The following is a 12,576-nucleotide window of genomic DNA, read 5'->3' on the forward strand; positions in this document are numbered from 1 at the left end:
GGAGTGTTCCCGTAGGATGGCGCTACGAACGAGCTGGAGGATGCGCGTGGCGCAGTTGTTGATCCTGACGTCGGCAGTCAACAATGAAGTTCTCCCCGCCCTCGGCCTGCTGAGCCACCGGGTCCGACAGATTCCCGCGGACCCGCAGCAGCTCGTCACGGCGCCCGATTCCGATGCCATCGTTGTCGACGCTCGCGTCAACCTGGCCAGCGCCAAGGCCCTCTGCCAGATCCTGCGGACCACCGGCATCTCCGTTCCCCTACTTCTCGTGCTCACCGAGGGAGGCATGAGCGGCGTCAGCCCCGACTGGGGAGTCGACGACATCATGCTCGAGACGGCCGGTCCGGCCGAGGTGGAGGCCCGCATCCGTCTCGCCCTGGGTCGGGTCGCTCCCGAGACCAACAGCCGCATCCAGACCTCGGGCGTCGTCATCGATGAGGCCAGCTACTCCGCCAAGGTGCGCGGCAAGCCGCTCGACCTCACGTTCAAGGAGTTCGAGCTTCTGCGCTTCCTCGCGACGCATCCATCGAGGGTGTTCACGCGGGAGCAGCTGCTCAGCGAGGTCTGGGGTTACGACTACTTCGGCGGCACGCGCACCGTCGACGTGCACGTGCGGCGTCTGCGGGCCAAGCTCGGCGACCTGGAGAGCCTCATCGGCACGGTTCGGAACGTCGGCTACCGCTTCAATGTGCACGAGGAGGACGAGGAGCCGGCTCCCACCCGGTGAGCGCCGTCATCCGGTAACCCGAGCGTCACCTCGTGATGCCAAGATGGGTGGATGGACGTCGACAACCTCATCGATACCGACCTGGCAAGCGAGGTCGACGACGACTTCGAGCCCCTCGACCCCGCCGGCGACGCCTCCCTCCCCGAGGAGCGCTACCTCGACCGCGAGCTGAGCTGGCTCGCCTTCAACCAGCGCGTGCTCGAGCTGGCGGAGGATCCCGACCTGCCTCCGCTGGAGCGGGCCAACTTCCTCGCCATCTTCGCCACCAACCTCGACGAGTTCTTCATGGTGCGGGTGGCCGGGTTGAAGCGTCGCATCCTGACCGGCCTCGCGGTTCCGACGAACGTGGGAAGGGCGCCCGTCGACGTGCTCTCCGACGTGTCGGCGAAGGCCCACGAGCTCCAGGAGCGGCACGCTCAGGCCTACAGCGAGCTCGTCCGGCCGGCACTCGCCGAGAACGGCATCGTCATCGTCACGTGGGACGAGCTCGACGAGGACGAGCGCCAGCGGCTGCACGACTACTTCTCCCGGCAGATCTTCCCGGTGCTGATGCCTCTCGCCGTCGACCCGGCGCATCCGTTCCCCTACATCTCCGGGCTCTCGCTCAACCTCTCGGTGCGGGTGCGCAACTCCAAGACCGGCAAGCAGGAGTTCGCCAGGCTCAAGGTGCCCCAGATGCTCCCGCGCTTCCTCGAGATCGCGTTCGACGGCGGGGGGCAGCGGTTCATCGCTCTCGAGGAACTCATCGCCAACTTCCTCGGCGACCTCTTTCCCGGCATGGAGATCCTCGACCACCACGTCTTCCGTGTGACCCGCAACGAGGATGTCGAGGTCGACGAGGACGAGACCGAGAACCTCATCAAGGCCCTCGAGAAGGAGTTGCTGCGGCGGAGGTTCGGGCCCCCCATCCGACTCGAGATCAGCAATGACATGGACGACCTGACGCTCGGCCTGCTCGTGCGCGAGCTCGACGTCACCGACAAGGAGGTCTACCGCCTCCCATCGCCGCTCGACCTGGGCGGCCTGTTCGACATCGCCAAGATCGACCGCCCCGACCTGCACTACCCGACCCACGTTCCGACGACGAGCGCCCGGCTCATGCCGAGCGAGCCGAACATGCGGCCAGACATCTTCGCGGCCATCTCACGTGGTGACGTGCTGCTGCACCACCCGTACGAGTCGTTCGCGACGAGCGTGCAGGCGTTCATCGAGCAGGCCGCCGCCGACCCCGACGTCCTGGCCATCAAGCAGACGCTGTACCGCACGTCGGGTGACTCCCCCATCGTCGAGGCGTTGATCGACGCAGCCGAGTCGGGCAAGCAGGTGCTCGCCCTGGTGGAGATCAAGGCCCGCTTCGACGAGCAGGCCAACATCAGCTGGGCGCGCAAGCTCGAGAAGGCCGGCGTGCACGTGGTCTACGGCCTCGTCGGCCTCAAGACGCACTGCAAGCTCGCTCTCGTCATCCGTCAGGAGAAGGGCGAGTTGCGGCACTACAGCCACATCGGCACGGGCAACTACAACCCCAAGACGAGCCGCATCTACGAGGACCTCGGACTGCTCACGGACGACGACCAAGTGGGCAAGGACCTCACGCGCCTGTTCAACGAGCTGTCGGGCTACGCGATCGAGAAGAAGTTCAAGCGCCTGCTCGTCGCTCCGCTGCACCTGCGCAAGGGACTGCTGCGTCACATCGCGCAGGAGACCACGAACGCCCTCGACGGCAAGCCGGCACGCATCCGCATCAAGGTCAACTCGATGGTCGACGAGGCCATCATCGACGCGCTCTACCGTGCGTCGAACGCGGGCGTGCCCGTCGACATCTGGGTGCGGGGCATCTGCAGCCTCATGCCGGGCGTCGAGGGGATGAGCGAGAACATCCGGGTGCGTTCCATCCTCGGCCGCTACCTCGAGCACTCCCGCATCTTCTCGTTCGAGAACAACGGCGACCCCCACGTCTTCATCGGCAGTGCGGACATGATGCATCGCAACCTCGACCGTCGCGTCGAGGCACTCGTGCGCCTGATCGACCCCAGCCAGTTGGACGAGATCGACAGCCTGTTCAGCAGGGCGATGGACGACAAGACCTCCTCGTGGTGGCTCGGCAGCGACGGCGTGTGGGTGCGCCACAACCTGGCCGACGACGGCACCCTGCTCGACGACATGCAGAACACCCTCATGAAGGAGATCAGCCTGCGGCGTCGACCCGGGAGGACGCGGTGACGGCGACTGCCGTCTACGCTGCCGGCGCCGTCTGCTGGCGTGAGGTCGACGGAAAGCTCATGATCCTCGTCGTCCACCGCACGGTGCACGGCGATGTGACCATCCCCAAGGGCAAGGTCGACCCCGGCGAGTCGCTGCCTCAGACTGCCGTGCGCGAGATCGAGGAGGAGACCGGCCTCTCCGTCGCCCTCGGCGTTCCCGTCGGAATCTCGCGCTACCCGCTCTCGGGCGGGCGCAGCAAGATCGTGCACTACTGGTCGGCCGAGGCGACGGATGACGCCATCCGTCGCTCCACCTTCGTCCCCAACGGCGAGATCGCGGCGCTCGAGTGGGTGAGCATCAAGAAGGCCCGCGGCTACCTCTCCTATGCGACCGACGTGGAGATCCTCGAGAACTTCGCCGCCCTCGTCGAGTCGGGCGTGACGCGCACCTTCGCCATCATCGCGCTCCGTCACGCCAAGGCCCTTCCGCACGAGGCATGGGACGGGACGGATGCCACCCGCCCCCTCTCGGAGCGCGGGGTGCGGCAGGCGGCGTCGATCGTCGACACCCTCGCCGCGTTCCGCCCCAAGCGCATCGTCACGAGCGACGCCACCCGCTGCGTCACGACCGTCACGCCCCTGTCGGTGGCGAGCGGCATCGAACTCAAGCGCACCGCGTCGATCAGCCAGGACGCCTACGACGCTGGCGAAGCCGACATCCGCGCCGTGGTGGGCAAGCGCGTGCGCTCGCGCAAGACTGCCGTGCTATGCAGTCACGGCCCTGTGCTGCCGACCCTCATGAGGGAGATCGCGCTCGCCACCGGGACCCCGGTCGGCGCGTACGTGACGGATGCCGCCGCCCTCGAGACCGCCGCGTTCTCCGTCGTGCACCTCTCGCAGACGAATCCCTCCTCCGGCATCATCGCGATCGAGACGCACGCACCACGGGTCTGACGGGCGCTCCCGTGTGCGAAGGCGTCCGGCGGCGTTAAGCATCCGTTCACCTTGCAGGGGTCTGTGCTTAACGCACCGCGCCTACCTTCGAGACGAGCCGGAACCGGCTCTCCCCCAAGCACCAGCACCCTTGAAAGGGACCTCAGTGAACCTCAAGCGTCTCGGCGCCCCGATCGTCCTCGCGGTCGTCGCCACCATCGCTCTGTCTTCGTGTGCAGCCAACGAAGCACCCGCCGAATCCGGCAGCACCACCACCGCAGCAGCCGAGAAGTTCTCCGGAACGCTCAACGGCATCGGATCCTCCGCCCAGGGCGCCGCGCAGACCACCTGGGTCGCCGGCTTCCAGCAGAACAACCCCGACGCGACCATCAACTACGACCCGCAGGGCTCAGGCGCCGGTCGCACGAGCTTCATCTCGGGCGCAGCCGACTTCGCCGGCTCGGACGCGGCCCTCAAGGACACCGAGCTCGCCGGAGCGTTCGCGCTCTGCGCAGCCGGCACCAAGGGCATCGACCTGCCGGTCTACATCTCCCCGATCGCCATCGCGTACAACGTCGACGGTCTCAAGGACCTGAAGCTCGACGCCGACACCATCGCGGGCATCTTCAGCGGTGCCATCACCACGTGGGACGACGCCAAGATCAAGGCCCTGAACAAGGACGCCACCCTGCCGTCCGCCCCCATCACGGTCGTGCACCGCTCCGATGACTCGGGCACCACGCAGAACTTCACCGAGTACCTCGCGGCCAACGCGAAGACCGTGTGGACCTCGCCGGCATCGCAGACCTTCCCCTTCCAGGTGGGCGACGCGGCCAAGGGCACCTCGGGTGTCGCCGACGCGACCAAGAACGCGGCCAACTCGATCACCTACATCGACGAGTCCGGTTCGGCCGGTCTCTCGATCGCGCAGCTCAAGGTCGGCGACTCGTTCGTCAAGCTGAGCGCTGCCGGTGCCGCGGATGTCGTCTCGAAGTCCCCGATCGCCAGCGGCCGTGAGGACAACGACCTCGCCATCGCGATCGACCGCACCAACACCGACAAGAACGCCTGGCCGCTCGTGCTGGTCAGCTACGTCATCGCCTGCCAGCAGTACCAGGACGCCGACAAGGCCGCCCTGGTCAAGGGCTACGTGAACTACATCGTCACCGATGCAGCTCAGAAGGCCGCGGCAGAGCAGGCCGGTTCGGCTCCGCTGTCCGCCGACCTCGCCAAGAAGGTCGCTGCGGCAGCCGCCACCATCAAGTAGCATCACCCCACACCATTCGGCCCGAGCGGAACTCCGCTCGGGCCGAATGGCCGGTTCACCACCCGATCTGCCGAGACCACGGAAAGTGCGGTAATGACCAGCGCAACACTGTCGACACCGAAGGCGAAGGCCCGTCTCGGCGACCGCGTCTTCTCCGCGAGCACCGTCGTGGCGGGGTCCCTCATCCTGGCGACGCTGGCCGCCGTCGCGATCTTCCTCGTCGTCCAGAGCCTGCCGGCGATCTTCGCGAAAGCGGGAACGCTCCCCAACGACGCGGCCAACTTCTGGACGTACGTCTGGCCGCTCGTCTTCGGCACCATCTGGGCGGCACTCCTCGCCCTCATCGTCGCGACCCCGCTCTCCATCGGCATCGCGTTGTTCATCTCGCACTACGCCCCGCGTCGCGTCGCTCAGAGCCTGGGCTACATCATCGACCTCCTCGCGGCGGTGCCGTCCGTGGTCTTCGGACTCTGGGGCATCGCGACCCTGTCCGGTTTCGTCCAGCCGTTCTACACCTGGCTCGGCGCGAACCTGGGTTGGTTCCCGTTGTTCGCCCCGCCGATCTCCGGCACCGGCCGCACCATCCTCACCGCTGCGCTCGTGCTCGCCGTCATGGTCATCCCGATCATGACCGCCATCTGCCGCGAGGTCTTCCTGCAGACGCCGCGCCTCCACGAGGAGGCCGCCCTGGCGCTCGGAGCCACGCGCTGGGAGATGGTGCGGATGGCCGTCCTGCCGTTCGCGCGGTCCGGCATCATCTCGGCCATCATGCTGGGCCTCGGTCGCGCACTCGGTGAGACCCTGGCGATCGCGATGGTGCTCTCGCCCGCGATCGTCGTCAAGTTCGCCGTGCTGCAGGCGCAGAGCCCCAACACCATCGCCGCGAACATCGCCCTGCAGTTCCCCGAGGCGACCGGCGTCTCCGTGAACGCGCTGATCGCATCCGGTCTCGTCCTCTTCGTCGTGACACTGTTGATCAACATGCTCGCGCGCTACATCGTCAACCGCCGCAAGGCCTTCTCGGGAGCGAACTGATGACAACGGCCACCCTGCGGGCGACCTCCCTCCCCAACTCGCTCACCGCCGGCAAGCTGCCTCGCGGCACCACCTGGATGGTGCTCGTCGGCAGCTGGATCGTCTTCGGCGCCATCTTCGGCGTCATCGCCGCGGCGGGCGGCGGTGCCAAGAGCTTCAACATCGTCGGGGCCGTCTTCTTCGGAACGGTCCTGTTCGATGTCGTGATCTTCGTCATCTCCCTGCTCGTCGAGGGCATCCGCAAGGCGCAGGACCGCTTGGTGACCTCGCTCGTGGCCACCGCGTTCATCATCGCGCTGCTGCCGCTGATCTCGCTGGCGTGGACCGTGGTCAGCAACGGCCTGGCCCGATTCGACATCGCCTTCTTCTCCCAGTCCATGCGCAACGTCATCGGTGAGGGCGGCGGCGCGCTGCACGCCATCGTCGGCACCCTGCTCGTCACGCTGGCGGCGGCGATCATCTCGGTGCCGATCGGCCTGCTGACCTCGATCTACCTGGTCGAGTACGGTCGCGGCATGCTCGCCCGCGGCATCACGTTCTTCGTGGATGTGATGACCGGCATCCCCTCGATCGTGGCCGGCCTGTTCGCCTACGCCCTGTTCGCGCTGTTCTTCGGGCCGGGCATCCGCAGCGGCTTCATGGGAGCGATCGCGCTCTCGGTGCTCATGATCCCGGTGGTCGTGCGCTCGAGCGAGGAGATCCTGCGCCTCGTGCCCAATGAGCTGCGCGAGGCCTCCTACGCGCTAGGCGTGCCCAAGTGGCTCACCGTGCTGCGCATCGTGCTGCCGACCTCGCTCGCCGGCCTCACCACAGGCATCATGCTGGCCATCGCGCGCGTCATCGGCGAGACCGCGCCGCTGCTCATCGTCTGCGGCTTCACCACCAGCATGAACTACGACCTGTTCAAGGACCGGATGATGACCCTCCCGGTCTTCGTGTACACGCAGTACACGCAGGCGGCCGGCCTCAACGCGCAGGCCTCGATCGATCGCGCCTGGACGGCTGCGCTCGCCCTCATCCTCATCGTGATGCTGCTCAACCTCGCCGGCCGCATCATCGCCAAGATCTTCGCCCCCAAGTACGGCCGCTGAGCCGACCGCCGATCCAAGGAATCCACACGTGTCCAAGCGCATCGAGGTCAACGACCTCAACGTCTACTACTCCAGCTTCCTGGCCGTCGAGGACGTGTCCCTGACCATCGAGCCCCGCACCGTGACGGCCTTCATCGGGCCGTCAGGATGCGGCAAGTCGACCTTCCTCCGCACGCTCAACCGCATGCACGAGGTGATCCCCGGTGCTCGCGTCGAGGGCGAGGTGCTCATCGACGGCAACAACCTCTACGGCGCCGGCGTCGACCCGGTTCTCGTGCGGCGCCAAGTGGGCATGGTCTTCCAGCGGCCCAACCCGTTCCCCACCATGTCGATCGGCGACAACGTGCTCGCGGGCGTCAAGCTCAACAACCGACGCATGTCCAAGAGCGACTCCGAGGCGCTCATCGAGCAGTCGCTGCAGGGCGCCAACCTGTGGAACGAGGTCAAGGACCGCCTCGGGCAGCCGGGCTCCGGCCTCTCGGGCGGCCAGCAGCAGCGCCTCTGCATCGCCCGCGCGATCGCGGTCTCCCCCGAGGTGATCCTCATGGACGAGCCGTGCTCGGCGCTCGACCCGATCTCGACGCTCGCCATCGAGGACCTCATCGAGGAGCTCAAGCAGGAGTACACGATCGTCATCGTGACGCACAACATGCAGCAGGCCAGCCGCGTGTCCGACAAGACCGCCTTCTTCAACATCGCGGGAACCGGCAAGCCGGGCAAGCTCATCGAGTACAGCGACACGACGACGATCTTCTCGAACCCGACCGTCCAGGCCACTGAGGACTACGTCTCCGGCCGCTTCGGTTGATTCCGGCCGCCCGAGCGGTTCCGGTCTTTCCGGCTGCGGTCGTTCCTGATCAGTTCCGCGGGCTCAGCAGGTAACGGGTGAAGGCATCCGTCGGCTCGGCGTCGATCGCGAGCGGCACGCCGTCGAGCTCGACGACGGGTGCTGCCAGGCGCACGCTGGACACCAGCCAGATCGCCTCGGCGCTCCGCAGTTCGTCGATCGTCATGTCCCGCTCGGCGACGGGATAGTCGTGAACGCGGATGTATTCGAACAGGCTCGCCTGCGTCGTGCCGGCGAGGATGGACCCGGAGGGCCGCGGGGTGACGAAGACGCCGTCGATGCGCGCGATGACGCTCGACGTCGGGCCCTCCATGACGAACCCGTCACTCGTCACGAAGATGGTGTCGTCTGCGCCGCGGCGACGCGCCTCACGCAGCGCGGCCATGTTCACCGCGTAGCTCAGGGTCTTGGCGCCCAGCAGCAGCCACGGCGCCCGCTCGGCCACGCCGTGGTCATAGCCGCGGTCGAGCGTGACGACACGGATGCCCTGAGTGCGCGCAGCGGTCGAGTCCGCCGCGGGGTTCACGCTCAGCCACGCAGTCGGCGCCGGACCGTGCTCGACGCCGCGGCTGAGCACGAGCTTCATGGCGAGTTCGCCCTCGGCCGGTACCTGCTCGAGGGCGAAGGAGATGGCCGCACGCCACTGGCGCAGGTTGGGTACCGGGAGCTCGCAGATCTCGGCGGAGCGCACGAGGCGGGCGAGGTGCGCCTCGGACTCCTGTACGTGCCCGTCGACGACGGCGATGGTCTCGAAGATGCCGTCGCCACGCTGCGTGCTGAGCTCGCCGACGCGGAGCGCCGGGGCATCCGCCGGCACGGCCCGGAAGGTTCCGTCCACCTCCGCATCGTCGTCGGCGGCGAGCGGATCGATGATGAGCGTGTACGGAAGGGCCATGCGACCGAGCCTACGCGGCGGCGGGCATGAGGATGGCCGGGCCGCAGAACGCCTCTCGGCGCGAGGCCGCTCGGAGCGGCGAATATTGGAGCCCGGGGTTACTGCGGCCCGGCCACGCTCCAGTGTAACCATCCGTCGCGTGCGGTATTCCCGCGGTCGGCGACGTCAGTCGGCCGGCGACGGCGGGGCGTCACTCGCGGCCGATGACGAGGCGGAGCGATCCGTCGAAGGTCGGCTGGGAGCGCAGGTCTCCACGACGATCGTCCCATGCTCCTGACGCGAGGTCGTCGCCGAGACGCCGCACGGCGAGTTCGGCGGCGTCGGCGGCGATGAAGCTCCACGCCGAGTTCGCCAGCCGTGCGCCCGGCTCGAGCAGCATCTCGGGACGACCGTAGTAGGCCTCGCCGAACCCGTCGGTGCAGTCGAGCGGAATCGGCACGGGCTCGATGACGCTCCGCCCACCCAATGCGGAGGCCAGGAGCTCGATGGAGGGATAACGAGCCGCCTCGGTCGCGATCACCTCGGGAGCGTACTCGGCCAGCCAGAACCGGTCGAGCGCCGTCGGGTCGCAGCTGAGGACGAGAACCGGGCCACGCGTCACTCGCCTCAGCTCGGCGAGCCCCGCGTCGAGGTCGCTCCACTGATGGACGGTGAAGGTGGCCAACGCAGCGTCGAAGCTGCCGTCGTCGAACGGCAGGTCCTCCGCCGTCGCGTCGATGGCCGGGGGCAATCCGGACGGTCGTTGCGCGCGCATGGTCGCCGACGGCTCGACCGCGGTCACGTGACGGTCACGGGGCTCGTACGATCCGGCCCCCGCCCCGACGTTGAGCACGGTGCGGGCCTCACCGAGGGCACGGATGATCTGCGTCGCGATGCGCGGATCGGGTCGTCGATAGCTCGCGTATCCCTCCCCGATCGTTCCGTAGTCGGCGTCGCCGGCGCTTCCATCGGCCGCTCGCGGTGACATCAGTCGAGCGAGTCCGTTCGCCACAGGCGTGCGCACGCCGAGAACTCGTCGGCCAGCTCCGCGAAGCGCAGTGCGCGTGTGGTGAGCTCGGTGGCACGCTCGGGGGCGGTGGCATCCGTATCATCGGCGAGGCTCGTGGCACCCGCGGCCATCACGCGGCAGAAGGCGCCCGCCCGGTCGAGGGCGACACCGAAGTCGCCCGCGAAGATGCCGCGGAGGATGGCGTCGGCGAGCGTGACGATGTCGTCGGGACTGGTGGGGTTCGGTGCTCCGGCCACCACCTGGTCGATGGTCGTGGAGACCTCGGTGCCGCGCTGGTACAGGAAGCTCGTTCCGGTCGGATCTTGGCGGATCAGCAGACGCACGAGGTACAGGCGCCACAGGGCGCCGGGCAGACTCCGGGCCGAGGCGCGCGACCAGAGCTCGGCGACCGCGTCGATGCCGTGCTCGTCGGTGTAGCCGACCAGCCGTTCGACGATCTCCGGGTCGGGATTCTCCCGCACGCGGCTCAGGAGCGCGTTCGCGGTCTCGTGCGCGACCCGGCTGAGCTGGGCGGGATCGTCTCCGCCGTGGAATGACTCGAAGACGCGCGAGGGGAACTTGGTGGGCTTGTGGATGCGGTCGGCCATCGGGCTCCTTCCGGTGCGTGTTCGCACAACGCTACGCGCATTCGCGGGCGGATGATCCGCGATAGATTGGGTGTTGCGGGCCTCTAGCTCAGTTGGTAGAGCAAGGGACTTTTAATCCCTGGGTCGTCGGTTCGAGCCCGACGGGGCCCACCTTGTTGGCAGTCAGGACTTCTGTTCCTTGCCCTTGTACAGTCCCCAGACGCCGTCGCCCCGTCGGCCGTGCGAGTCGACGAACGCCATGTGCACCCGGAAGCAGGCGGCGCGCAGAGTGAGGAAGTAGCCGACCAGCTCACCGCGGAATTCCGCGCGATAACCGACCTCCGAGCCCCGACGGACGAGTCGCACCCGGCCGTACTCGCGCTGGAAGGAATCGACCAGCAGCCACAGCCCGGGGATCGGTTCCACGGTCTCGAGCATGGGGTGCCAGTCGGCCATGACTAGAACATACGTTCGAATCTCTGCGACGGCAACTCGCCGCGGACAGTTCCCGGTCGGTCAGGTGGTGATGACGGCGATCGGATCCGTGGTCGGCTGCTTGGAGCCGCCAGCCGGTTCGACGGTGATTCCGACCTTGGCTCCGCTCGGGAGATTGCCGTCGAGCACGCGCCAGCTCGAGCCGTCGCTGAACAGCCCGGCGGATGTCGCGCCCGACGCGTCGATGTACCAGAGTTCGTAGGTCTTGTCCGAGGCCAGCGTGGACAGGCCCTTCGCCGTCACAGCCGATCGACCCTTCTCGGCCGACCAGGTGAGCGTCACCGTGCCGCCGCCGGACACCTCGGTGGTCGTCGTCTGCGCATCCGGGGCGTCCGTGATCGACGCCAGGACCCGCTGGGCGCTCCACCCGTTGGGGCCGGCGAACCCGGCGCCGACGAGCACCCCCGCCACCAGCAGTACCGCGGCAGCCGCCACGCCGATGATGCCGCCGGGGCGCTGGAACCAGCGCCGACGGGCTTCGCTCTCGCGGGGTCCGACGGGCGGCGGTTCGGCGCTCTCGGCAGCAGATGCATCCGTGGCCGGCAGCTCGGCGACGGGAGCCAGGTGGCGTCCCGTGGGCTGTGCCGGCACCTGCGGCGTCTCATCGAGCATCGCCATCAGGCGGTTCTTCAGCTCAGGCGGAGGCGAGACCGGCTCGATCTGCTCGGCGAGTCGGGCCGACGTGCCGGCGAACCCGTCGGCCTCGACACGCAGCTCGGGGAACTCGGCGAGTGCGCGCTCGTACTCGGCCTGCTCCTGATCGCTCAGGGCATCCAAGGCGTAGCCCGCGGCCAGGCCCTCCGCATTCTCACGGCTTGTCGCATCCGTCATGTCGTCACCCCCAGCACGTCTCTCAATCGAATCATTCCGTCGCGCAATCGCGTCTTGACGGTCCCCAGAGGAACCGAGAGCTTCGCGGCGATCTCGGTATGCGTGAGGCCGCTGTAGTAGGCAAGGGACACGCATTCGCGTTGCAGGTCGCTCAACTTCGACATGGCCTCGTGCACCTTCTCGTGCTCGATGCGCACCTCCGCCTCCTCGGCGACGGTGTCCACCGGCACGCCCAGGTCACGGACTCCGATGCGCATGTCGCGGTCGCGTGATGCCTGCGCGGAGCGGATGCGGTCGACGGCACGTCGGTGCGCCAGCGTGAACATCCACGACAGCGCGCTCCCCTTGGCCTGGTCGAATCGGGTCGACGTCTGCCAGATCTCGAGATACACGTCCTGCATCACCTCCTCCGATTGCGCCGGATCGACGATGAGGCGACGGATGAGGCCGAACAGACGGGAGGACGTCGCGTCGTAGAGATCGGAGAACGCACCACGATCGCCCGACGCGACGCGCTGCAGCAGGTCGTCTGCCGTGAGCGCGGCGACGGGCGCCTGGTCGAGGTCCTCTTCCACGGGCACCAGTCTTGCAGACGTGCGTCGCCAAGCCCGCCGGGTTGCGGGATGTCGCGTAAGGAGTACATGGCTCATCCCAACGTGAAGTGGTCGTCAGACAGGCC

The 12,576-nt window shown here is 67.8% G+C and carries 13 protein-coding genes and 1 tRNA gene; 8 read left to right on the forward strand and 6 right to left on the reverse strand.

The features are described 5' to 3' along the window. Window positions 1–46: 46 nt before the first annotated feature. The 7 genes from E6C70_RS06990 to pstB all read left to right on the forward strand — a co-directional run bounded on the left by E6C70_RS06990 (window position 47) and on the right by pstB (window position 8,062). Window positions 47–727 carry a winged helix-turn-helix transcriptional regulator gene (locus tag E6C70_RS06990; protein WP_235833305.1) on the forward strand — a complete coding sequence of 227 codons (681 nt, stop codon included), beginning with the start codon at window positions 47–49 and terminating at the stop codon, window positions 725–727. A 51-nt stretch (window positions 728–778) separates the two neighbouring features. After that, window positions 779–2,947 carry an RNA degradosome polyphosphate kinase gene (locus E6C70_RS06995; RefSeq protein ID WP_136423523.1) on the forward strand — a complete coding sequence of 723 codons (2,169 nt, stop codon included), beginning with the start codon at window positions 779–781 and terminating at the stop codon, window positions 2,945–2,947. Further along, window positions 2,944–3,882: an NUDIX hydrolase gene (locus E6C70_RS07000; RefSeq protein WP_136423525.1), complete on the forward strand. Its 939-nt coding sequence runs from the start codon at window positions 2,944–2,946 to the stop codon at window positions 3,880–3,882. Before E6C70_RS06995 ends, E6C70_RS07000 begins: the two co-directional genes overlap by 4 nt. Before the next feature lie 145 nt (window positions 3,883–4,027). Continuing rightward, window positions 4,028–5,128 carry a phosphate ABC transporter substrate-binding protein PstS gene (gene pstS / locus E6C70_RS07005; RefSeq protein WP_136423527.1) on the forward strand — a complete coding sequence of 367 codons (1,101 nt, stop codon included), beginning with the start codon at window positions 4,028–4,030 and terminating at the stop codon, window positions 5,126–5,128. Window positions 5,129–5,221: 93 nt separating this feature from the next. Then, window positions 5,222–6,163, forward strand: coding sequence for a phosphate ABC transporter permease subunit PstC (gene pstC, locus E6C70_RS07010; protein WP_136423529.1), 942 nt, complete (start codon window positions 5,222–5,224; stop codon window positions 6,161–6,163). Then, window positions 6,163–7,254, forward strand: coding sequence for a phosphate ABC transporter permease PstA (pstA, locus tag E6C70_RS07015; protein WP_136423531.1), 1,092 nt, complete (start codon window positions 6,163–6,165; stop codon window positions 7,252–7,254). Before pstC ends, pstA begins: the two co-directional genes overlap by 1 nt. A 28-nt stretch (window positions 7,255–7,282) precedes the next feature. Then, on the forward strand, window positions 7,283–8,062 hold the full coding sequence (gene pstB, locus E6C70_RS07020; protein WP_136423533.1) for a phosphate ABC transporter ATP-binding protein PstB: 780 nt from the start codon (window positions 7,283–7,285) through the stop codon (window positions 8,060–8,062). A gap of 49 nt (window positions 8,063–8,111) precedes the next feature. On the opposite strand, the gene E6C70_RS07025 is transcribed toward pstB, so the two are convergent. The 3 genes from E6C70_RS07025 to E6C70_RS07035 form a co-directional block, all read right to left on the reverse strand. Further along, window positions 8,112–8,996, reverse strand: coding sequence for an aminodeoxychorismate lyase (locus E6C70_RS07025; RefSeq protein WP_136423535.1), 885 nt, complete (start codon window positions 8,994–8,996; stop codon window positions 8,112–8,114). 190 nt (window positions 8,997–9,186) lie between these two features. Further along, the gene (locus tag E6C70_RS07030) at window positions 9,187–9,999 is read right to left on the reverse strand and encodes a class I SAM-dependent methyltransferase (RefSeq protein ID WP_235833306.1); all 813 of its coding nucleotides are present in this window, start codon (window positions 9,997–9,999) and stop codon (window positions 9,187–9,189) included. Beyond that, on the reverse strand, window positions 9,963–10,592 hold the full coding sequence (locus E6C70_RS07035) for a DNA-directed RNA polymerase subunit beta (RefSeq protein ID WP_136423537.1): 630 nt from the start codon (window positions 10,590–10,592) through the stop codon (window positions 9,963–9,965). The genes E6C70_RS07030 and E6C70_RS07035 overlap by 37 nt, the downstream gene beginning before the upstream one ends. A 77-nt stretch (window positions 10,593–10,669) precedes the next feature. Here E6C70_RS07035 and E6C70_RS07040 point away from each other — a divergent pair. Beyond that, window positions 10,670–10,742, forward strand: a tRNA-Lys gene (locus E6C70_RS07040). A gap of 12 nt (window positions 10,743–10,754) precedes the next feature. On the opposite strand, the gene E6C70_RS07045 is transcribed toward E6C70_RS07040, so the two are convergent. The 3 genes from E6C70_RS07045 to sigK are packed head-to-tail and all read right to left on the reverse strand — an operon-like array spanning window position 10,755 to window position 12,472. After that, window positions 10,755–11,027 carry a hypothetical protein gene (locus E6C70_RS07045; RefSeq protein ID WP_136423539.1) on the reverse strand — a complete coding sequence of 91 codons (273 nt, stop codon included), beginning with the start codon at window positions 11,025–11,027 and terminating at the stop codon, window positions 10,755–10,757. 60 nt (window positions 11,028–11,087) lie between these two features. Continuing rightward, window positions 11,088–11,897, reverse strand: coding sequence for an anti-sigma factor (locus tag E6C70_RS07050; protein ID WP_136423541.1), 810 nt, complete (start codon window positions 11,895–11,897; stop codon window positions 11,088–11,090). After that, window positions 11,894–12,472: an ECF RNA polymerase sigma factor SigK gene (gene sigK / locus E6C70_RS07055; RefSeq protein ID WP_235833307.1), complete on the reverse strand. Its 579-nt coding sequence runs from the start codon at window positions 12,470–12,472 to the stop codon at window positions 11,894–11,896. The genes E6C70_RS07050 and sigK overlap by 4 nt, the downstream gene beginning before the upstream one ends. Window positions 12,473–12,576 lie beyond the last annotated feature (104 nt).

This window comes from Orlajensenia flava, from assembly GCF_004801905.1.
GTDB classification, from domain to species: domain Bacteria; phylum Actinomycetota; class Actinomycetes; order Actinomycetales; family Microbacteriaceae; genus Orlajensenia; species Orlajensenia flava.

What these genes read in the sequence shown, in the direction of transcription:
- E6C70_RS06995 (WP_136423523.1), top strand. Translation starts at nt 779, where the DNA reads ATGGACGTCGACAACCTCATCGATACCGACCTGGCAAGCGAGGTCGAC.
- pstC (WP_136423529.1), top strand. Translation starts at nt 5,222, where the DNA reads ATGACCAGCGCAACACTGTCGACACCGAAGGCGAAGGCCCGTCTCGGC.
- pstA (WP_136423531.1), top strand. Translation starts at nt 6,163, where the DNA reads ATGACAACGGCCACCCTGCGGGCGACCTCCCTCCCCAACTCGCTCACC.
- E6C70_RS07025 (WP_136423535.1), bottom strand. Translation starts at nt 8,996, where the DNA reads ATGGCCCTTCCGTACACGCTCATCATCGATCCGCTCGCCGCCGACGAC.
- E6C70_RS07035 (WP_136423537.1), bottom strand. Translation starts at nt 10,592, where the DNA reads ATGGCCGACCGCATCCACAAGCCCACCAAGTTCCCCTCGCGCGTCTTC.
- E6C70_RS07045 (WP_136423539.1), bottom strand. Translation starts at nt 11,027, where the DNA reads ATGGCCGACTGGCACCCCATGCTCGAGACCGTGGAACCGATCCCCGGG.
- E6C70_RS07050 (WP_136423541.1), bottom strand. Translation starts at nt 11,897, where the DNA reads ATGACGGATGCGACAAGCCGTGAGAATGCGGAGGGCCTGGCCGCGGGC.